Source organism: Rhodanobacter sp. B04 (assembly GCF_002001125.1).
GTDB lineage: Bacteria > Pseudomonadota > Gammaproteobacteria > Xanthomonadales > Rhodanobacteraceae > Rhodanobacter.
Genome location: NZ_MUNV01000005.1, coordinates 308,437 through 328,442, shown reverse-complemented (window position 1 = coordinate 328,442; position 20,006 = coordinate 308,437). Strand labels below are relative to the sequence as shown.

At 67.1% G+C, this 20,006-nt stretch carries 15 protein-coding genes; 10 read left to right on the top strand and 5 right to left on the bottom strand.

The features are described 5' to 3' along the window. Positions 1 to 58: 58 nt before the first annotated feature. From B0E46_RS01465 to B0E46_RS01450, 4 genes are all read right to left on the bottom strand, one after another. Positions 59 to 976: a glutaminase gene (locus B0E46_RS01465; protein ID WP_077553919.1), complete on the bottom strand. Its 918-nt coding sequence runs from the start codon at positions 974 to 976 to the stop codon at positions 59 to 61. A gap of 56 nt (positions 977 to 1,032) precedes the next feature. Further along, positions 1,033 to 2,286, bottom strand: a complete 1,254-nt coding sequence (phaZ, locus tag B0E46_RS01460) for a polyhydroxyalkanoate depolymerase (protein WP_077553918.1) — start codon at positions 2,284 to 2,286, stop codon at positions 1,033 to 1,035. Between the two features lie 100 nt (positions 2,287 to 2,386). Continuing rightward, complete coding sequence (locus B0E46_RS01455) at positions 2,387 to 3,133, bottom strand: class I SAM-dependent methyltransferase (RefSeq protein WP_077553917.1); 747 nt, start codon at positions 3,131 to 3,133, stop codon at positions 2,387 to 2,389. Between the two features lie 41 nt (positions 3,134 to 3,174). Beyond that, positions 3,175 to 3,678 carry an RDD family protein gene (locus B0E46_RS01450; protein ID WP_077553916.1) on the bottom strand — a complete coding sequence of 168 codons (504 nt, stop codon included), beginning with the start codon at positions 3,676 to 3,678 and terminating at the stop codon, positions 3,175 to 3,177. A 32-nt stretch (positions 3,679 to 3,710) separates the two neighbouring features. On the opposite strand from B0E46_RS01450, the gene xerD reads away from it, so the two are divergent. From xerD to B0E46_RS01420, 6 genes are all read left to right on the top strand, one after another. Further along, the gene (gene xerD, locus B0E46_RS01445; RefSeq protein WP_168171108.1) at positions 3,711 to 4,646 is read left to right on the top strand and encodes a site-specific tyrosine recombinase XerD; all 936 of its coding nucleotides are present in this window, start codon (positions 3,711 to 3,713) and stop codon (positions 4,644 to 4,646) included. A gap of 94 nt (positions 4,647 to 4,740) precedes the next feature. Then, entirely contained in the window at positions 4,741 to 5,520 is a 780-nt protein-coding gene (locus B0E46_RS01440; protein ID WP_077554157.1) for a DsbC family protein, read from the top strand. A 91-nt stretch (positions 5,521 to 5,611) separates the two neighbouring features. Further along, positions 5,612 to 9,475, top strand: coding sequence for a phosphoribosylformylglycinamidine synthase (gene purL / locus B0E46_RS01435; protein ID WP_077553915.1), 3,864 nt, complete (start codon positions 5,612 to 5,614; stop codon positions 9,473 to 9,475). Between the two features lie 29 nt (positions 9,476 to 9,504). Further along, positions 9,505 to 10,260: a hypothetical protein gene (locus B0E46_RS01430; RefSeq protein ID WP_077553914.1), complete on the top strand. Its 756-nt coding sequence runs from the start codon at positions 9,505 to 9,507 to the stop codon at positions 10,258 to 10,260. A gap of 94 nt (positions 10,261 to 10,354) precedes the next feature. Continuing rightward, on the top strand, positions 10,355 to 11,242 hold the full coding sequence (locus B0E46_RS01425; RefSeq protein ID WP_254425016.1) for a glycosyltransferase family 2 protein: 888 nt from the start codon (positions 10,355 to 10,357) through the stop codon (positions 11,240 to 11,242). After that, entirely contained in the window at positions 11,239 to 12,138 is a 900-nt protein-coding gene (locus tag B0E46_RS01420; RefSeq protein WP_256364037.1) for a DMT family transporter, read from the top strand. The genes B0E46_RS01425 and B0E46_RS01420 overlap by 4 nt, the downstream gene beginning before the upstream one ends. Here B0E46_RS01420 and B0E46_RS01415 read toward each other — a convergent pair. Next, the gene (locus tag B0E46_RS01415; RefSeq protein ID WP_077553912.1) at positions 12,126 to 12,617 is read right to left on the bottom strand and encodes a DUF2127 domain-containing protein; all 492 of its coding nucleotides are present in this window, start codon (positions 12,615 to 12,617) and stop codon (positions 12,126 to 12,128) included. The two genes, B0E46_RS01420 and B0E46_RS01415, sit on opposite strands and share 13 nt — an antisense overlap. Positions 12,618 to 12,805: 188 nt before the next feature. On the opposite strand from B0E46_RS01415, the gene iadA reads away from it, so the two are divergent. The 4 genes from iadA (at position 12,806) to B0E46_RS01395 (ending at position 19,592) form a co-directional block, all read left to right on the top strand. After that, on the top strand, positions 12,806 to 13,969 hold the full coding sequence (gene iadA, locus B0E46_RS01410; RefSeq protein ID WP_217316301.1) for a beta-aspartyl-peptidase: 1,164 nt from the start codon (positions 12,806 to 12,808) through the stop codon (positions 13,967 to 13,969). 75 nt (positions 13,970 to 14,044) lie between these two features. Continuing rightward, positions 14,045 to 14,893 carry a cyanophycinase gene (locus B0E46_RS01405; RefSeq protein WP_077553910.1) on the top strand — a complete coding sequence of 283 codons (849 nt, stop codon included), beginning with the start codon at positions 14,045 to 14,047 and terminating at the stop codon, positions 14,891 to 14,893. A gap of 128 nt (positions 14,894 to 15,021) precedes the next feature. Then, positions 15,022 to 17,817 carry a cyanophycin synthetase gene (gene cphA, locus B0E46_RS01400; protein WP_077553909.1) on the top strand — a complete coding sequence of 932 codons (2,796 nt, stop codon included), beginning with the start codon at positions 15,022 to 15,024 and terminating at the stop codon, positions 17,815 to 17,817. Next, positions 17,814 to 19,592 carry a Mur ligase family protein gene (locus tag B0E46_RS01395; protein WP_254424999.1) on the top strand — a complete coding sequence of 593 codons (1,779 nt, stop codon included), beginning with the start codon at positions 17,814 to 17,816 and terminating at the stop codon, positions 19,590 to 19,592. Before cphA ends, B0E46_RS01395 begins: the two co-directional genes overlap by 4 nt. The last annotated feature ends 414 nt before the right edge of the window (positions 19,593 to 20,006 follow it).

Genomic DNA, 20,006 nt, shown 5'->3' with positions numbered 1-20,006 from the left:
CATGTGCTGCGACCACGGACTTCACGGCCTGTCGCGCACGAATCCAGAGCGCTGCTGACTAGAAGATCGACAGCCCGGTCTTGGCCGTGAAGCGCTCCAGCGCGGCACTGCCGGCCAGTGAGTTGCCTTTGGCGTTGAGTGCCGGCGACCATACCGCCACCGCCAGCTGGTTCGGGATGACCCCGACAATGCCGCCACCGACACCGCTCTTACCCGGAATGCCTACGTGATAGGCGAAATCGCCGGCCGCGTCGTACGTGCCGCAGGTCAGCATCAGCGCATTGATGCGCTTGGCCTGGTCGGTCGAGAGAATGTCGGCGCCGCTCCATGGGCAACGGCCCCGATTGGCCAGGAACAGGAATCCGCGCGCCAGATCCACGCAACTCATCGCCAGCGAACACTGGAAGAAATAGAAATCCAGGACGGCGCCGATCGCATGCTCGAGGTTGCCGAAGCTGCGGATGAAATTGGCCAGCGCGGCATTGCGGAAACCGTTGGCCTTCTCTGACAGCGCGACTTCCGGATCATCGCGTATGTCGGGATTGCCGCTGCAGCCGCGGATCGTCGTCAGTAGCTGCGCACGCGGATCTTCCCGCGTGGCGAGCACTACATCGGCAACGACCAGGGCGCCGGCATTGATGAAGGGATTGCGCGGCAGTCCGTTTTCCAGCTCCAGCTGCACCAGCGAGTTGAATGCGTTGCCGGAGGGTTCGCGGCCCACTCGTTGCCACAGGCTGTCGCCGAGGGACTGCAGCGCCAGGGTCAACGTATACACCTTAGAGATGCTCTGTATCGAAAACGCCTCGGCCGCATCGCCGGTCTGGTAGAGCCGGCCATCCAGCGTGACCACGGCCATGCCGAATTTCTCGCGCGGCACGCAGGCCAGGCGCGGTATGTAGTCGGCCACGTGGCCCTGCGACAGCAGCGGCCGCACCTCGTCGCGGATCTCGTCCAGGATGGCTTGGTAGTCGGGCATGGCTGGTGCGTGCTTCCCGTGCAAGGCACGGGGAATCATGGCGGATTTGCGGGAGATCAGCGCGCCGGGCGATCGAACTTGCGGATGAAGTCGCGCACCTGCGGGTAGACCGTCTCGCGCCAGCGCCGGCCGCTGAAGATGCCGTAATGGCCGGCGCCCGCGATCACCTGGTGCGCGCGCCGCGTGGCCGGGATGCCGCTGCACAGGTCATGCGCGGCCTGGGTCTGGCCGAGACCGGAGATGTCGTCCAACTCGCCCTCGATGGTCAGCAGCGCGCTGCGCTTGATCGCGGCCGGGTTCACCCGTTCGCCGGCCACATCCCACAGGCCGCGCGGCAGCAGGAACTGCTGGAACACCTTCTCGATGGTGTCCAGATAGAACTCGGCCGGCATGTCGAGCACGGCGTTGTACTCGTCGTAGAACTTGCGGTGCGACTCGGCATCGTCGAGATCCCCGCGCACCAGGTCCTGGTAGAAGTCCCAGTGCGAGTTGAGGTGGCGCCCGGGGTTCATCGCGATGAACCCGGCGTGCTGCAGGAAGCCCGGGTAGACCTCGCGGCCGCGACCGGGGTAGTTCGGCGGCACGGTATGGATCACGTTGCCCTTGAACCACGACAGCGGCTGGTTGGTGGCCAGGTTGTCGACGCTGGTGGGGCTGCGCCGCGTATCGATCGGGCCGCCCATCATGGTCAGGCTGCGCGGCGTGTCTTCGCCGCGCGCGGCCATCAGCGACACCGCCGCCAGCACCGGTACGGTCGGCTGGCAAACCGAGATCACATGCAGCGAACTGGCACCGATGTGCCGGATGAATTCCTCGACGTAGGCGATGTAGTCGTCCAGGCCGAACGTACCGTCGGCCATCGGCACCATGCGCGCGTCGACCCAGTCGGTGATGTACACCTTGTGGTCGCGCAGCAGGGTGCGCACCGTGTCGCGCAGCAAGGTGGCGTGATGGCCGGACAGTGGTGCCACCACCAATACCACCGGGTCGGTCTTCATCTTCTCGATCGTGCCCGGATCGTCGCTGAAGCGCTTGAAGCGCTTCAGCTGGCAGAACGGCTTGGCCAGTGCGACACGCTCGATCACCGCGATCTCGTGCTCGTGCGCGGTGGCGATGTGGATGCCGAATTCGGGCTTCTCGTAGTCCTTGCCGAGCCGGTGGATCAGCTCGTAACCCGCGGCCATGCGCTGGGAGCCGGGCAGTTGCGCCAACGGGCTGCTGTTGTCGTTGAGCATGCTCGCGTTGGCTTGCGCGAAATAACTCAGCGGGCCGAGGAAGGCGCGCTGCCATTCGTGAATTTGGTAAAGCATCGTAATGGGACAGCCGGGGACGAAAACGCTTCCATCTTAGCGCCGTTTGGCTTCGCTGTGGTGCGATGCCGCAAAGGCGGTCGCCATCCGGATCAATCACTTAACTCCAGCGGCAGCGCAGCAGCAGCTCGTCGACCCCATGCGTATCGCCGAGTCCGGCACGCCATTGCAGCGTCTTCTGGAAGCGCAGGCCCAGCGGCATGAACACCCGGTTGTACCACCACATCGCACGCTCGCGCTGGTGGGTGAGGTACCACTGGCCCAGATCGAGCAGGCGCGAGGATGCCGGCTGCATGCCGTAGACCGCGCTGTGTTCGATGCTGAAACCGTGCCGTGCCAGCCGTTCGACAATCTGCGCCGGTTCGTAGCGCCGGCAGTGGCCGACGAAATCATCGAACGCCGTCCAGGCTTGCGGGTGCAGCGGTACCGAAAGCAGCAGGGTGGCACCCGGCCTCGCCACGCGCGCCAGTTCGGCCAGTGCGCTGTTGTCGTCGGCGACGTGCTCCAGGATGTCGAAGGCGCAGACCAGGTCGAAGCGGCTGTCCCGGCAGGGCAGCGCACCGATCATGCCGTGCACGGCGTCGGCGCCTTGTTCGTGCAGGCGCTGCAGCGCGGCGTGGCTGAGGTCGACGAAGCAGGTGCCGTGCAGCGGTAGACGTGGACGCAGTCCGGGCGCCACCTCCAGCCGCTGCGCTGCGCTGGCGGCCAGTCCGCGCAACAGCGGCCAGGTGTTGAAACGCTCCGGCCCGATCAGCTTCGCTTCGGCCCACAGCGATTCGTAGAAGCTGCGATTGCTGCGGATCAGTTCCGCATCGTCGCGGTTTTCGGCAGTGCACGGATTCGGCATGGCCGCATTGAATCGGGTCCGTACTGAGTGGAATGTGAAGCTCAGCCCATCAGGCGGATTTCGGTATGCGCGGCAAGATCGTGCAGGGCGCGCCGGCGCGGATCGAACAGCCCCACGGCGAACCAGCAGGCCCACACGATCAGTACGGTCCACAAGGTCGTGTGCAGGCCGAGCATCGGTTCCAGCATCAGCAGCACCAGCGGCGCAGCGGCCACCAGCACGCGGATCACCGCCTGCTGCCGCGACGGCGTGCCGCCATCGTCGCGGGTCACCCGGATGCGCCACGGCCGCATGCCCAGGGTCTGCCCGCCGCGGCGCCATGAACTGATGAAGTACGCCGCGACCACCAGGCCCTGCAGCGCCTGGTACCAGGTTGGAATCACCGTCGTGGCGCCGGTGTGGATCAGCTGGCCGCCGGTGGCCAGCTGACACAGCAGGCCGACCACCATCACGATCGCCACCACGATCAGCAGGTCGTAGACCAGCGCGAGCAGGCGGCGCCACAACGGGCAGGGAAGATCGGTGGTGTGCAGGGTCGTCGGCATCGGTGGTCGGTCGCTTGCGTAGTGCGCGCGCAATGCCCAGCATCGTGCGCATGAAGAAGAAAGAAAGCCGTGCCAGTATCGCCGAAGCCGATCGGCTGAGCATCGCCGCGTTCCTGGAGCGGGTGTGGTCGGAGGACGGCCTGGCCGATCGCACGCTCGAAGCATACCGGCTCGATCTGGAGGCACTGGCGGCCTGGCTCGGCACGCGTGGTCGCAACCTGCACACGGCGCGGCGCGAGGATATTTCCGCGTACCACGGCCTGCCATCCGTGGCGGTCCGCTCGATCGCACGGCGGCAATCGGCATTCCGCCGCTACTACGCCTTTCTCGCGCGCAGCGAGCCGGGCTTCGTCGATCCGACCCTGCTGATCGAGCGCCCGAAGATGCCGCGCAGCCTGCCCAAGGCACTTGCCGAGCGCGAGATCGAAGGCCTGCTCAACGCGCCGGATGCGACGACCAACCTGGGTTTGCGCGATCGCGCGATGCTGGAGCTGATGTATGCCTCGGGCCTGCGTGTGTCCGAGCTGGTCGAGCTGCCGCTGATGGCGTTGAATGCGCGACAAGGCGTGCTGCGCGTCACCGGCAAGGGCGGCAAGGACCGGCTGGTGCCGGTCGGCGAGCTGGCGTTGGAGCGCATCGCGGCCTATCTGGTCGACGCGAGGCCGGCGCTGGCGAAAGGTCGCCAGCCGGCGGCGCTGTTTCTCAGCAAGCGCGGCGAGGGCATGACCCGGCAGATGTTCTGGACACTGGTGAAGCGCTACGCGCTGTGTGTCGGCATCAACCCGAAACATATCTCGCCGCACGTGCTGCGGCATTCGTTCGCCACCCATCTGCTGAATCACGGTGCCGACCTGCGCGCACTGCAGATGCTGCTTGGCCACAGTTCGCTCAGCACCACGCAGATCTACACGCTGGTGGCCAAGGAAGGGCTGAAGCGGCTGCATGCGCAGCATCATCCGCGCGGTTGATCGCCTTGCCACCGACAGCGCCATGCATCGGCTGTGCGAGAATGGGGCGGCTGCGCTGGCACGGTGCGCGCGGAACGGATGGAATGAGGTTGTGATGTTGAAGAAGCTGTTGCTGGCGCTGAGCGTCGGCGGATTTGCATTGGGTGCCTGTGCGGCCGAGACCGTCGCAACTGCGGATGCGGTCACCAGCACGGCGGTGACGCCGGCTGTCGAGCAGATGGTGCGGCAGGCGATCCACAAGCTGTCGGACAAGGTCCAGGTCGATTCGGTCGAGCTGGCGCCGATGCCGGGTTTTTACCTGGTGATCGCCTCGGGCAAGATCGTCTACCTCAGCACGGATGGTCGCTACATGCTGGACGGCGACGTGGTCGATCTGTCCAATCGCACCAATGCCAACGATGCCGCCTGGGCACGTTTCCGCAAGAACGAACTGGCCAAGCTGCCTGCCTCCGAGGGCATCCTGTTCGCGCCACCGAACCCGAAGTACACGGTCACCGTGTTCACCGATGTCAATTGCGGCTTTTGCCGGGCGCTGCACGAGCAGGTCGCCGGGTTCAACAAGGCCGGCATCGCGGTGAGATACCTGGCCTGGCCGCGCGAGGGGTTGCTCACCACCGCCGGCCGCCCCACGCCGACCTATACCGAGATGGTATCGGTATGGTGCGCGGCCGACCGCAAGGCGGCGTTCACCGCAGCCAAGCAGGGGCATGAACCGAAGCCGGCCACCTGCGTGAATCCAGTCAAGGACGAGTTCAACCTGGGTCTGAAGCTCGGGGTCGACGGCACGCCGACGATTTTTGCCCCCGACGGGCGCACCCTGGGCGGTTTCGTTACCCCGGAACAACTGCTGCAGGCCTTGCAGCAGGGCGGTTGAGCCCGTTGTGGCGGGGTTTGCCGGCGGTGTTCGTGCCGTATTGCAGCATCGGTTAGAATAGGCGTTTCCATCGCATAGCGCCGTTCCCCGCATGATCGCACTCGACGGGCAGAGCGCCCTCTCGCCGTTCCGCCTCGAACGTCTCAATGCCCGCCTGGATGCCCTGCATCGTGGCGTGCGCGTGCAGGCGTCGTGGTTCGTCTACTTCATCGATGCCGACACCGCACCGGAAGGTGCGCTGCGCCAGCGCCTGCTGACCGTGCTGGAAGCAAAGGACACCGCGCCGGAGCCGGCCACGCTGTGGGTGGTGCCGCGACTGGGCACGATTTCGCCGTGGTCGAGCAAGGCCACCGATATCCTGCATGGCGGCGGCTTCGATGTGCGCCGGGTCGAGCGCGGACTGGCCTGGCAGGTTGCCGGTCTGCCACCCGCCGAAGCGCCGGATCACGCGGCGATCATGGCCGTGCTGCACGACGCGATGACGCAGTCGGTGCTGACGCGCATCGAGGATGCGCAGGGCCTGTTCCTTGCCGGTCAGCCCGGGGATCTGGTGCATGTCGCGCGCGGCGCCGATGCGCAGGCGGCGCTCGCCGAAGCGAATGCCCGGCTGGGCCTGGCGCTGGCCGACGACGAGATCGAATACCTGGTCGACCGCTACGCCGAGCTTGGCCGCGATCCCACCGACGCCGAACTCTTCATGTTCGCGCAGGCGAACTCGGAGCATTGCCGGCACAAGGTGTTCAACGCCAGCTGGACGGTCGATGGCGAAGCGCAGGACAAGAGCCTGTTCGGCATGATCAAGCACACCCACCAGCACTCGCCGGCGCATACGTTGTCCGCCTATTCGGACAACGCCGCGGTGATCGAGGGCAGCACCGGCAAGCGTTTCTTCGCCGACCCGGCCGATGGCGTGTTTCGTGGGCACGAGGAGCGCATCGACTACGCGATCAAGGTGGAGACGCACAACCATCCCACCGCGATCGCGCCGTGGCCCGGTGCGGCCACCGGCGCCGGCGGCGAGATCCGCGACGAAGGCGCCACCGGTCGCGGCGGCAAGCCGAAGGCCGGCCTCACCGGCTTCTCGGTCTCCGATCTGCGCATCCCAGGCCATCCGCAGCCGTGGGAGGTGGAGCGTCCGCTGCCGCCGCGCATGGCCAGCGCATTCGAGATCATGCGCGACGGTCCGCTCGGCGCGGCCGCGTTCAACAACGAATTCGGCCGGCCCTGCCTGGGTGGCTACTTCCGCAGTTACGAGCACGAGACCGGCGAAGCCGGCCTGCGCCGCGGCTACGACAAGCCGATCATGCTCGCCGGTGGCCTGGCCAACCTGCGCGCCGGCGATGTGCTGAAGCGCGCGGTGCAGCCGGGCAACAAGGTGATCGTGCTCGGCGGCCCGGCGATGCTGATCGGTCTCGGTGGCGGCGCAGCCTCGTCGGTCGCCGGCGGCGCTTCCAGCGCCGAGCTCGACTTTGCCTCGGTGCAGCGCGACAACGCCGAGATGGAACGGCGCTGCCAGGAAGTGATCGACGCCTGCTGGCGCCGCGGCGCCGGCAATCCGATCGTCAGCATCCATGATGTCGGTGCCGGTGGCCTGTCCAACGCGATCCCCGAGCTGCTCAACGATGCCGGCGTCGGCGGCGTGATCGACCTCTCCAAGATCCCCTGCGACGACCCTTCGTTGTCGCCGATGCAGGTGTGGAGCAACGAGTCGCAGGAACGCTACGTGCTGGCGATCGGCCCGGAAAGTCTGGTCGAGTTCGAGGCGATGTGCGTGCGCGAGCGTTGCCCGTACGCCGTGGTCGGCGCCGCCACCGTCGAGCGACAGCTGGTGCTGATCGATCCGCGCCGCGAGCTGACCGCGATCGACCTGCCGATGGACGTGCTGTTCGGCAAGCCGCCACGGATGCATCGCGATGCGAAGCGGATCAAGCCGCGCGTCGACCTGTTGCCGGACCTGTCCGGCATCGGCATGGACGAGGCCTTGCTGCGCGTGCTGCGCCTGCCCACCGTGGGCAGCAAGAGTTTCCTGATCACGATCGGCGACCGCACCGTCGGCGGTCTGAATCATCGCGACCCGATGGTCGGGCCGTGGCAGGTGCCGGTGGCCGATTGCGCGGTGACCATCGCCGATTTCAATGGCTACGCCGGCGAAGCGATGGCGATGGCCGAGCGCGCGCCGGTGGCGCTGCTCAACAGTGCCGATGCGGCGCGCCTGGCCGTGGGCGAGGCGATCACCAACCTCGCCGCCGCGGCGATACCCAGCCTCGGCGAGATCCGCCTGTCGGCGAACTGGATGGCCGCCGTGAACCACCCGGGCGAAGACGCCGCGCTGTTCGATGCGGTGAAGGCGGTCGGCATGGAGCTGTGCCCGCAACTGGACATCTCGATCCCGGTCGGCAAGGACTCGCTGTCGATGCAGACGGTGTGGCAGGAGGATGGCAAGCCGCAGCGCACGGTGTCGCCGGTCTCGCTGGTGATCACCGGTTTCGCGCGGGTCAGCGACGTCCGTCGCACGCTTACCCCGCAGCTGCGGCTTGACCGCGGCAATTCGGCATTGTGGCTGATTGATCTCGGCGGCGGCCGCGACCGCCTCGGCGGCTCCGCACTGGCCCAGGTGTTCAACCGCAGCGGCGGCGTGCCGCCGGATCTGGATGACGCCAAGCAGCTGAAGGCGCTGTTCGAACTGGTGCAGGAGGCGAATGCCGGCGGCCTGTTGCTGGCCTATCACGACCGCTCCGATGGCGGTGTCATCACCACCTTGCTGGAGATGGCGTTTGCCGGCCACTGCGGTCTGGAAATCCAGCTGGACGGCTGGGGCGAGGCGGCATTGCGCGCGCTGTTCAACGAGGAACTGGGCGCGGTGATGCAGGTGGCCGAAGCGAACCGCGAGGCGTTCGAGGCGCTGCTGGTCAAGCATGGCCTGGCCGGCATCAGCTATCGCATCGGCCGGCCGAAGGAGAAGCTCGGTATCAAGCTGTTCCACGGTGGCGATACCTTGTTCAAGTGGAACTGGGTCACGCTGTTCAAGGCCTGGAACGAGACCAGCCATGCGATGCAGCGCCTGCGCGACAACCCGCAGAGTGCCGATGCGGAACAGGAGTGGCGGCTCGACGATACCGATCCGGGCATCACGCCCAAGCTCAGCTTCAACCCGGTCGAGGATGTCGCCGCGGCGTACATCGGCAGTGGCGCGCGTCCGCGCGTGGCGATCCTGCGTGAACAGGGGGTCAACGGCCAGGTCGAGATGGCGGCCGCGTTCAGTCGCGCCGGCTTCGATGCGGTCGACGTGCACATGTCCGATCTGGCCAGCGGCCGCTACAAGCTGGCCGATTTCCGTGGCTTCGCTGCCTGCGGCGGTTTCTCCTACGGCGACGTGCTCGGTGCGGGTCGAGGCTGGGCCACGTCGATCCTGTACAACGAGATGCTGCGCGAGCAGTTCGCTGCGTTCTTCGCCGATCCCACGAAGTTCGCGCTCGGCGTGTGCAACGGTTGCCAGATGATGGCGCAGCTGAAGGAGATCATCCCCGGCGCGCAGCACTGGCCGAAGTTCCTGCGCAACGCATCGGAACAGTACGAGTCGCGGCTGGTCACGCTGGAAGTGCTCGATTCGCCGAGCATCTTCTTCAAGGGCATGACCGGCTCGCGGATCCCGGTGGCGGTGGCGCACGGCGAAGGCCGGGTCAGTTTTCCGCAGGCATGCAGCCCGTCCAAGTCGAACGCTGCGGTGCGTTTCGTCGACAACCGCGGCAAGCCGACCGAGAACTTCCCGCTCAACACCAACGGCTCGCCCGGCGGCCTGGCCGGCTTCACCGCCGCCGATGGCCGCGTGACGATCATGATGCCGCACCCCGAGCGCGTGTTCCGCAGCGTGCAGCTGAGCTGGCATCCGGACAGCTGGGGCGAGGACTCGCCGTGGATGCGCATGTTCCGCAACGCCCGCGTGTGGTGCGGCTGATCGCGCATGGCGTGAAGCCGGGCTGACCCATGGCCCGGTATCGCTGGCCTGCGTGGAACACGGTATGGCCGATCCTGGCCTGGGCCGTCCTGCTGGCGTGGCTGCCGTGGTGGCTGGGCCTGCCGCTGCTGTTCGCGCTGGTGGCGGTGCTGCTGTTGCTGCAGCACCGGCTGGCTGCCGAGCACATGCCAGTGTGCCGTCGCGGACTGCGCTGGGGCTTGCCGGGGGTGCTGTTCGCGTTGCAGCGGGCGCTCGGCGGCGATGCCTTCGCATGGGGTGCCGCACTGCTTGGCGCGTTGGCGGGGTACACCTTGCTGGCTGGACTGGAGGCATGGCTGGACCGGGATCGGCGCGGCAGGCCCTCGTCTGCTGGAACGGTGCCGCCGGCATCGGCCGAGTGGCCCGAGCTGGCGCTGGCGCCGATCGGCCCGGCTGCCGAAATCATCGAACTGCAAGTGCCGCTCTGGCAGGCGGCCACCGACGAGCTCACCGATCCGCGCGGCGGCAGCGTGAGTTTTCGGGACGGCACGTATCGTTTCGCCGATGGCCGCGGTATCGACGCCGCCGGCCCCTGTGTCGGCTTCAGCCCGGCCGGACGCTGGCTTGCGTTTCGCGCGGCCAACGATCACGGCCTCGTGCTGTGGGATCGCGAGAGCAACAAGCAGCATCGCCTGCGTGGCTGGCAGCTGTGTGGCTGGTATCGCGAGCAGCCATGGCTGGCCCGGCGCGATGGCGACGTGCCCCTGGCGCTGTCGGCCGTGCTGGGGCGGGACGACGAGGGTTGATGCGGGCCCGATGCGGTTGTCGCGACTGGCATGTTTACAAAATTTTGCGCCCTGGAGTGTTTCGTTGGCGGGCGTCTCCGCGCATACTTGCGAGGTGGATACGTCTGCCTACCATCGTTCGCCATTCTCGCTGGCGATCAGCGTCATCGTGGTGTCCGCCGACAGTGGCCCAACACTGCGCGAATGCGTGCGCCAGCTGCTGGCCAGCAACCTGTCGCTGGAGCTGATCCTGGTCGACAACGCCTCGCGCGACGGTGTGCCGGCGGCGATCGAGCGCGCCTACGCGCATGATGCGCGACTCAAGGTGATCTACAACCACAAGAATCTCGGCTTCGGTCCGGCGGTGAACCTGGCGGCCAAGCAGGCGCGCGGGCAGGCGTTTCTGGTGCTCAATCCCGACTGCCAGCTGCAGGAGGGCGACCTGCACCGGCTATTGACGGTATTGGCCGGCAAGCCCAAGGCCGGCGTGATCGGCGCGGTCGTGTGCGATGCGGATGGCCGCCCCGATCCAGCCTCGTGGCGGCGCGATCCGTTGCTGCATCGGGCGCTCAACAGCATGCTTGGCCGTGACGGCGAGCGCGTGAACATGGATGCGGAGATTCCCGCCGAGGTCATCGAGGCCGAAGCCATTTCCGGTGCGGTGATGCTGCTGCCGCGCGCGATGTTCCAGCGGCTCGGCGGTTTCGACGAAGACTATTTCCTGCACTGCGAAGACCTCGACCTGTGCCGTCGCGTACGCGACCTGGGTTACCAGGTGCTGCTGGCCGGGGATGTGCGCGTGGTGCACGGCAAGGGCAGTTCCAGCCGGCATCGGCCGGTGTTCGTCAGTCGTCACAAGCATTTCGGCATGTGGCGCTGGTTTCGCAAGCATGACCCTGCGGCGCGCAATCCGCTGGTGACCGGCGTGGTGTGGATGGGCATCTGGGGGCATTTCCTGCTGCAGATCCCGGGCCAGTTGTGGCGGCGGTTGCTGCGCCGGTGACGCACTCCAGGCGCTTGGCCGCGCTGGCGACCTTGGGTCTGCTGGCGATGACCGCGGTGTGGGGTTCGACCTTCGTGCTGATCAAGGACGTGGTCGCGCGCATGCCGGTGGCGGATTTCCTGGCCGTGCGCTTCGCGATCGCGGCGCTGGCGATGCTGGCGCTGTTCGCCCGACCGGTGCTGCGGCTCGGTCGTCGCCAGATCCTGCGCGGGCTGCTGCTGGGCGTGGTGTATGGCGTCGGTCAGCTGCTGCAGACCTGGGGGCTGGCGCTGATCGCGCCCAGCGTCAGCGGCTTCGCCACCGGCATGTATGTGGTGTTCACGCCGATCCTGGCGATGCTGCTGCTGCGTCAGCGCATGGCTGGCGTGGTCTGGCTGGCGGTGCTGCTGTCCGCCGGCGGGCTGGCGCTGTTGTCGCTCAACGGCGTTTCGGTCGACCTTGGCGTATGGCTGACGCTGGCGGCGGCTGCGCTGTATGCGTTGCACATCGTCGGTCTCGGCCAGTGGTCGCGCCAGGGCGAGGCATTCGGCTTGTCGGCGGTGCAGATGGTGGCGATCGCCGTGGTCTGCCTGCTTGCCACCGCGCCGCATGGGCCGGTGCTGCCGCCTGATCGCAGTGCGTGGCTTGCGGTGTTGTACATGGCGCTGGTCGCCGGTGCCGGCGCGATGTTGATGCAGACCTGGGCGCAGTCGCATCTGCCGGCCACCCGTGCCGCGATCGTGATGACCACCGAGCCGGTGTTCGCGGCCATGTTTGCGGTGCTGCTCGGCAGCGACGTGCTGACCTGGCGGATGCTGCTCGGCGGTGGACTGATCCTTGCCGCGATGTACCTGGTCGAGCTGATGCCGCGACGTGGTGGTGAACTACCTGCCGAAGCGGTGCATCACGAAGTGTGAGCGTTCGACTTGCGCGACTGCAGCGCGACGTGCACCAGGTAAATGATGATCACCACGTTGCCGACCAGGGTGGCCAGCTTGAGCCAGCCGAAGTGGTGCAATGTCTCGTAGATCTCTAGCGGGATCAGCGAGCCGGTGGTGATCACCGTGAACCATTCCGCCCATGACTTGCGCAGCCACAGGCCGATGCCCTCGACGGCGAAGATCGCCGCATAGGCCAGCGCCACGATGCCGACCGCGACGAACTTGCTCGGGCCCATGTCCTCCAGCAGGTTGACCAGCTTCCAGCGCAGGCCGTTGCTGTCGGCCAGCGACAGATGCTCCAGCCAGTGCACCAGATGCTCGAAGTTCTGCGTGCGGTTGAGATGAAAGGCCGCGATGGCCACCAGGATAAGGCCGACCGTCTTGACCACCTCGTAGATCGCGATCACGCGCAGGCCGACGCTGTGCCGGGATTCGTGCTTCGGGGTTTGCTTCATGCAGGGAGTGCCGGGGTGTCGGACATGCGGGGGCTCGGTGGATTAGCTGGCCATTGTGGCGGTCGCGGCGCGATTGGTCGAGTCGTGGTGCTGGTCGCGCGTGGTTGCGGATGCATGCCGCAAGTCCGCAACTGCGGACTTGGCTTGACGCCGCTGCGGGTGATCGGCACGCTGCAGCGATGAATCTCATGCTGCTACGCAATGCGCAGGTCCATGCGCCCGAACCGCTGGGCCAGCAGCATCTGCTGCTGGGCGGCGGTCGCATCCTGTGGATGGGAGCGACACTGTCCGAGCTGCCGGCCACGCTGGCGGTGGAGACCATCGACCTGCAGGGACGCCGGCTGATTCCGGGGCTGATCGACGCACATGTGCACGTGACCGGTGGCGGTGGCGAGGCGGGCTTCCGCACGCGCGTGCCACCGCTGGGCGCGTCACGCTTCACTTGCGCCGGCATCACCACGGTGATTGGCCTGCTCGGCACCGACGATGTGACGCGTGGCCCGCGCGACCTGCTGGCGACGGTGTACGCGTTGCGCGAGGAAGGATTGAGCGCGCTGGCCTTCACCGGCGGCTATCACGTGCCGCCGCGCACGCTGACCGGCAGCGTCCGCGGCGACCTGGTGCTGATCGAGGCGCTGATCGGCATCGGCGAAGTGGCGATCAGCGACCATCGTTCCAGCCAGCCGACGCTGGACGAGTTGCTGCGACTGGCCGCCGATGCACATGTTGCCGGGCTGATGACCGGCAAGGCCGGTGTGCTGCACCTGCATCTGGGCGATGGCCCGCGCGGACTGGACCTGGTGCGCCGTGCACTGGAGCAGAGCGAGCTTCCGCCGCGGGTGTTCCATCCCACCCACGTGAACCGCCGCAAGGCGCTGTTCGACGAGGCGCTGGAGCTGGCCACACGCGGCAGCACGATCGACCTCACCGCGTTTCCGGTCGAGGAGGGCGAGGATGCGTGGAGCGCGGCCGATGGCCTGATCCGTTTCCTGGACAGCACGGCCGCGGCCGAACGCATCACGATCAGCTCGGACGCCGGCGGCTGCCTGCCGGTGTTCGATCACGAAGGTCACGTCTGCCGCATGGGCGTAGGCGAGTCCGGTGCGCTGCTGCAAACGCTGAATGAGGTGCTGCAGCGCGGCGTGCCGCTGGAGCGTGCGCTGCCGGCGTTCACCAGCAATCCGGCGCGGTTGTTGCGGCTGGCGGGCAAGGGACAGATCCGGGTCGGCGCCGATGCCGACCTGGTGGCGTTGGACGCGGACGGTGCTGCCCATCACGTGATCGCCGGCGGCGTGGTGCACCTGCGCGGCGGCCGGGTCGAGCGACATGGCATGTTCGAGCATCCGGGCTGACGCGCCGTTTTGGCGGGTTTCTGGCCATCAACGGCTAAGATGGCGTCAGTCGAACCGAAACAGGGTGAGGGTTGCATGTGTCCAAGCAAGGTCCGTGAGGGCGAGCAGCGCGGGTGGATCGTTCCGATCGGCGGCGCCGAGCAGAAGGAGAACGACGCGCGCATCCTCGAGCGTTTCGTCGGCCTGTGCGGCGGCGACGACGCGGATATCGTGGTGATTCCCACCGCGAGCCAGCTGCCCGATACCGGCGCGCGCTACGAGCGGATCTTCTCCGAACTCGGTGCCGGCCGGGTCACCGCGCTCGATTTCGACACGCGCCGCGATACCGGCGAGCGCAACCGCATGCAGCGCATCGAGCAGGCCAGCGGCATCTTCTTCACCGGCGGCAACCAGCTGCGCATCTCGACCCTGATCGGCGGCACGCCGATCGCGCAGCTGATCCGCACGCGCAATGCGCAGGGCGTGCATGTCGGCGGCACCAGTGCGGGCGCCAGCATCCTCAGCGAGCACATGATCGCGTTCGGCAAGGAAGGCTCGTCGCCGACCGCCGGCAGCGTGCGCCTGGCGCCGGGGCTGGGCCTGACCAACCGCTTCGTGATCGACCAGCATTTCCGCCAGCGCGACCGGCTCGGGCGCCTGCTCGCCGCGCTGGCGTACAACCCGTTCGCGATCGGCATCGGCCTGGACGAGGACACCGCGGCGTTCATCCGCCCGGACAACACGCTCGAGGTCGAGGGCAGCGGCGCGGTCACCGTGGTCGATGCGGGCGAGCTGCAGTTTTCCTCGATGGATCGTGCCGGCGAGGATGAACCGGTCTGCCTGCTCGGCCTGAAGATCCACATCCTGACCGCCGGGGCGACGTTCAACCTGCAGACGCGGCGTGCCTCGTCGGGCACGCTGGCGGTCAACAAGGGCGCGCACTAGGTACGTCATTGAAACTCTGCAGGAACCCGCGGCATGCTGCATGTCGTTCGCCAGGCAAGAGCGAAGGCGAATGATGAGTAATCCTACGTGCCAGTTGACCAGCCTGCGGGCTAGGGGGAGATCCGATCATGCGCATCCTGGAACGTTCCGTCTTTGTCGGCCCATCGCTGTATGCGCATTTCCCGGTGATCCGGCTGGAGCTGGATCTCGGTGAGCTGGAGCAATGGCCGACCGGTCGGCTGGGGCCGGCCTTCGTCGACGGCTTGATCGCCGCGCTGCCGGGGCTGGCCGAACACGGTTGCTCGTACCGCGAGCCCGGCGGCTTCATCCGCCGCATGCGCGAAGGCGACGGCACCTGGCTCGGCCACGTGCTAGAACATGTGGCGATCGAGTTGCAGAACGTCGCCGGCGAAGACGTCACCTTCGGCAAGACGCGCAGCATCGACAAGCCGGGCGTGTATTCGGTGGTCTACGAATACGTGCAGAAGGAGGAAGGCGTGGCCGCCGGCGAACTGGCCCTGCGCCTGCTGTCCTCGTTGCTGCCGGTGGAACTGCAGACACGCGGCAGCGTGCCGGAGGGCTGGCAATGGCCGACCGCGCGTGACGAGTTCATCCGCTATGCGCAGCGTCGTGCGCTGGGGCCGTCCACCGCATCGCTGGTGCGCGCGGCGGAGGAGCGCGACATTCCGTGGCTGCGCCTCAACGAGCAGTCGCTGGTGCAGTTGGGCCACGGCAAATACCAGCAGCGCATCCAGGCCACGGTGACCGGACGCACGCCGCACATCGCGGTGGAGCTGGCCAGCGACAAGGAAGAAACCAACAAGATCCTCGCCTCGCTCGGCCTGCCGGTGCCCAGGCAGGAACTGGTGCAGAGCGAGGAAGGCGCCCTGCGCGCGGCGCGCCGGCTCGGTGTGCCGGTGGTGACCAAGCCGTTCAATGGCAACCACGGCCGCGGCATCTCGATCCATCTGATGACCGACGAGGAAGTCGTCGAAGGCTTCAAGGCCGCGCGCGAGCATTCGCGCTCGGTGATCGTGGAAAACTTCTTGAGCGGCGACGACCACCGCCTGCTGGTGGTCAATGGCGAACTGGTCGCCGCCACGCGGCGCACGCCCGGCCATGTCATCGGCGACGGCATCCGCACGATCGCGCAGCTGGTCGAGGTGGTGAATGCCGATCCGCGTCGCGGCGTCGGCCACGAGAAGGTGCTGACCCGGATCGAGCTCGATGCGCAGGCGACGATGATGATGGAGCGCGTCGGCTACACCGCCGCGTCGGTGCCGAAGGCGGACGAGATCGTCTACCTGCGTTCCACCGCGAACCTGTCCACCGGCGGCACCGCCACCGACGTCACCGACATCATCCATCCGGACAACCGCGACATGGCGGTACGCGCGATCCGCGCGATCGGGCTGGATGTGGGCGGCGTGGATTTCCTGTCGACCAATATCGCCGAGAGTTACAAGAGCATCGGCGGCGGCATCTGCGAGGTCAATGCGGCGCCGGGCTTCCGCATGCATGTGAGTCCGAGCGAGGGCACGCCACGCGATGCGGCCGGTCCGGTGATCGACATGCTGTTTCCGCCCGGCTCGCCGGCGCGGGTGCCGATCGCGGCGCTCACCGGCACCAACGGCAAGACCACCACCGCGCGCATGCTGGCGCACATCACCAAGATGGCCGGCTACACGCCGGGGCTCACCACCACCGATGGCGTCTACATCGATGGCCAGCGCACGGTCGAGGGCGACATGACCGGGCCGGTGTCGGCGCGCATGGTGCTGTCCGATCCGCAGATCGACATCGCGGTGCTGGAGACCGCCCGCGGCGGCCTGCTGCGCGCCGGCATGGGCGTGACCAAGGTCAACGTCGGCGCAGTGCTCAACGTGCAGTCCGATCATCTCGGACTCAAGGGCATCGACACGCTGGAGCAGCTCGCCGAGGTCAAGCGCATCGTGGTCGAGGTGGCCACCGATTGCGCGGTGTTGAATGCCGACGATCCGCTGGTGCTGAAGATGTCCGGCTACACCGACGCCAAGGTGATCTGCTATGTCACCATGAACCCGTCGCACGCGCTGGTGCGCGAGCATGTGCGCGCGGGCGGCCGGGCCTGTGCGCTGGAAGCCGGCGTCAACGGCGCGATGATCACGCTGTACGACAAGGGCAGCCATATCCCGCTGTTGTGGACGCACCTGATCCCGGCCACGCTGGAAGGGCGCGCGCTGCACAACGTGCAGAACGCGATGGTCGCCGCCTCGATGGCGTTCTCGCTCGGCATCAAGCTCGACGCGATCCGCCAGGGCCTGCGCACGTTCGACACCACGTTCTTTCAGGCGCCGGGGCGCATGAACGTGTACAGCGAGCACCCGTTCAAGGTGCTGTTCGACTACGGCCACAACGCGAACGCGGTGGCGGTGATGGCCGACCTGGCCGGGCGTCTCGACGTGACCGGCCGGCGCATCGTGGTGCTGGCCGGTCCCGGCGATCGCCGCGACGAGGACCTGGTGGCGATCGCCGATGCGGTGGCCGGGCGATTCGATCACTACATCTGCCGCCGTGACGATGCCTTGCGCGGACGGGATGGCGACGAGGTACCGGGTATCCTGGCGCGCGCGCTGCGCGCGGCCGGCGTGCCGGATGCGGCAATCTCGATCATCCCGGACGAGCAGAAGGCGATCGATGCCGCGCTGGGCATGGGCCGCTCCGGCGACCTGCTGCTGGTGTTCGCCGATGCGCTGGTGCGTTCGTGGAAGCAGATCATCAAGTTCCGTCCTGAAGGTGCGCCCGAAGTCCGCGCGGAATCTGGTGCGGCGCCGATCACCCCGCCAGTGACTGAGGCTTCCTTCGACGAGGCCAGTTTTGCCGATCTGGGCGACGTAGTGCGCGACGAACGCGGCGTGCGTTTCTCCCGCGAGAGTGACGATTGAGCATTCTGCCTACCGCGTTGCCGTTCGACGATTCGCGCCGCCTTACCGGTTCCAACCTGTACTTCGACGGCACCGGCGCGGTGCTGGAAACCGTCGGTGTTGCCATCGACGACGCGTTGCTGGATGGCTGGCGCGTGCGCACGGAGCTTGCCTGTCGCGCACTCGACTGGGGTGACGTGCTGCTTGTGGTGCGTCGCCATGCCGGTGGCGCAGCGCTCGCCTTCGAAGCGCCAATCGACCAGTTGTTCAGCGCGACGGAAGTGAACGAATGGGCGTGGCTGGCGACGCTGGCCATCGTGCATGGCGTGGATGTGGGCCTGCATGCGCCGGCTCACCCCGCTGCATGGGACGAAGCTTCCGCACTGCACACGCTGCGCGCGTTCGCGGCTGCCGAACGACAGCCCGAACTGCCTGCTCTGGTGCGAGCCGCCGAGGCGCATGGGCTTGCCGTGTTGATCGACGACGAGGTGTTCTCGATCGGCGAGGGAACGGGTGTCCGCAGCTGGCCGCTGAAAAATCTTCCTGCCATCGATGCCGTGCCGTGGGCCGCGTTGCACGATATTCCGGTGGCGCTGGTGACTGGCTCCAATGGCAAGACCACCACCGTGCGACTACTCGCCGCGATGGCGCAGGCGCATGGCTGGCATGCCGGGCATAGCTGCACCGATGGCGTGTTCGTCGATGGCCGCGCGATTGACTCCGGTGACTTCTCCGGGCCGGCCGGCGCGCGCGAAGTGCTGCGCCAGCCGCAGGTCGAGGCTGCGGTGCTGGAGACCGCGCGCGGCGGCATCCTGCGTCGCGGTCTCGCCGTGCAGCGTGCGAACGTGGCTGTGGTCACCAATGTCAGCGACGATCATTTCGGTGAATACGGCATCCACGATCTGGATGACCTGACGGCGGTGAAACTCACCGTCGCGCGTGTGCTCGGTACCGATGGCCTCTTGGTCGCGAATGCGGACGACCCGGTGCTGGCCACGCAGGCCGCTGCGTTGTCGGTGCCGCTTGGCTGGTTCGCGTTCGATGATGCGCATCCGTTGCTGCGCGCCCGGCGCGAACAGGATGGCAGCACCTGCGGTGTGCGTGATGGTCATCTGCACCTGTTCCATCAAGGCGTCGATCACGACCTGGGCGTTGTCGCGCAGATGCCACTGAGCTTCGCCGGCAACGCCAGCTACAACATCGCGAATATAGCGGCGGCTGCGCTGGCTGCCGCGGCGCTCGGCATTCCTGCCGGGATCATCGCCGACGTGCTGGCCCGCTTCGGCAGCGCGCATGCCGACAATCCCGGCCGCCTGCAGCACTGGCGCTTCGGCATGCTGCAGGTGTTCGTCGACTACGCGCATAACCCGGAGGGCCTGCGCGGCCTGCTTGGTGTCGCGACGACATCGCTGGGTAACGGACGTCTTGGCCTGGTGCTTGGTCAGGCCGGCAATCGTGAGGACGCCGATATCCGCGAGCTCGCCACAGTCGCCGCCAGCTTTCATCCGCAGCGCGTGGTGCTGAAGGACATCGAGGGCTTCATGCGTGGCCGCGTAGCCGGCGAGGTCGCGGGTATTTTGCGCGATGGGCTGGTTCACAACGCGGTGCCCGTGGAGGCGATTGTTGAATGCCTCGACGAGCTCGATGCGGTGCGTGGGTTACTTGCGTGGGCGCGCGATGGGGATGTGCTGGTGTTGCCCACGCATGGAGTGCAGGCGCGGCAGGCCGTCGTCGAATTGCTGCATGGGTTGCAGGCCATGGGCTGGTCTGCAGGTGCCGCGCTGCCTGAGAATTGATCCAAGCCGGGTGCGCGCGAGAGCAACAATCTGCCTGTGGGAGCGACTTCAGTCGCGATGCTCTTGCTCTTGCGCCCGTGTAGGAGCGCACCTTGTGCGCGATGCTCTTGAGGTAGAAAACCAAGAGCTTTCACCCTCCTGCGGAGGGCGAGGTACTTCTCTTTTGCTTGTCCAAAAGAGAAGTACCTAAGAGAAAACGACACCCCGCTTGGCGCTTGCCAGGCATCCATGCCTGGCAAGTCCGTGAGCTGTGGCCGGGCTTTTCGACAGGGCATCCTGCCCTGGCGAAAAGGAGTCGACCTCCTGTCGACTCCCGCTACGCGGCCTGTCGTCCCCACCTCACCGCCGGACAGGGGCCCCGGGTAGAGCGGCGGCCCATCCTGGCCCGCACTCGGTGCGCCACCGCTACGCGGT

What these genes read in the sequence shown, in the direction of transcription:
- B0E46_RS01465 (WP_077553919.1), bottom strand. Translation starts at nt 976, where the DNA reads ATGCCCGACTACCAAGCCATCCTGGACGAGATCCGCGACGAGGTGCGG.
- phaZ (WP_077553918.1), bottom strand. Translation starts at nt 2,286, where the DNA reads ATGCTTTACCAAATTCACGAATGGCAGCGCGCCTTCCTCGGCCCGCTG.
- B0E46_RS01455 (WP_077553917.1), bottom strand. Translation starts at nt 3,133, where the DNA reads ATGCCGAATCCGTGCACTGCCGAAAACCGCGACGATGCGGAACTGATC.
- B0E46_RS01450 (WP_077553916.1), bottom strand. Translation starts at nt 3,678, where the DNA reads ATGCCGACGACCCTGCACACCACCGATCTTCCCTGCCCGTTGTGGCGC.
- xerD (WP_168171108.1), top strand. Translation starts at nt 3,711, where the DNA reads ATGCCCAGCATCGTGCGCATGAAGAAGAAAGAAAGCCGTGCCAGTATC.
- B0E46_RS01440 (WP_077554157.1), top strand. Translation starts at nt 4,741, where the DNA reads ATGTTGAAGAAGCTGTTGCTGGCGCTGAGCGTCGGCGGATTTGCATTG.
- purL (WP_077553915.1), top strand. Translation starts at nt 5,612, where the DNA reads ATGATCGCACTCGACGGGCAGAGCGCCCTCTCGCCGTTCCGCCTCGAA.
- B0E46_RS01430 (WP_077553914.1), top strand. Translation starts at nt 9,505, where the DNA reads ATGGCCCGGTATCGCTGGCCTGCGTGGAACACGGTATGGCCGATCCTG.
- B0E46_RS01415 (WP_077553912.1), bottom strand. Translation starts at nt 12,617, where the DNA reads ATGAAGCAAACCCCGAAGCACGAATCCCGGCACAGCGTCGGCCTGCGC.
- iadA (WP_217316301.1), top strand. Translation starts at nt 12,806, where the DNA reads ATGCTGCTACGCAATGCGCAGGTCCATGCGCCCGAACCGCTGGGCCAG.
- B0E46_RS01405 (WP_077553910.1), top strand. Translation starts at nt 14,045, where the DNA reads ATGTGTCCAAGCAAGGTCCGTGAGGGCGAGCAGCGCGGGTGGATCGTT.
- cphA (WP_077553909.1), top strand. Translation starts at nt 15,022, where the DNA reads ATGCGCATCCTGGAACGTTCCGTCTTTGTCGGCCCATCGCTGTATGCG.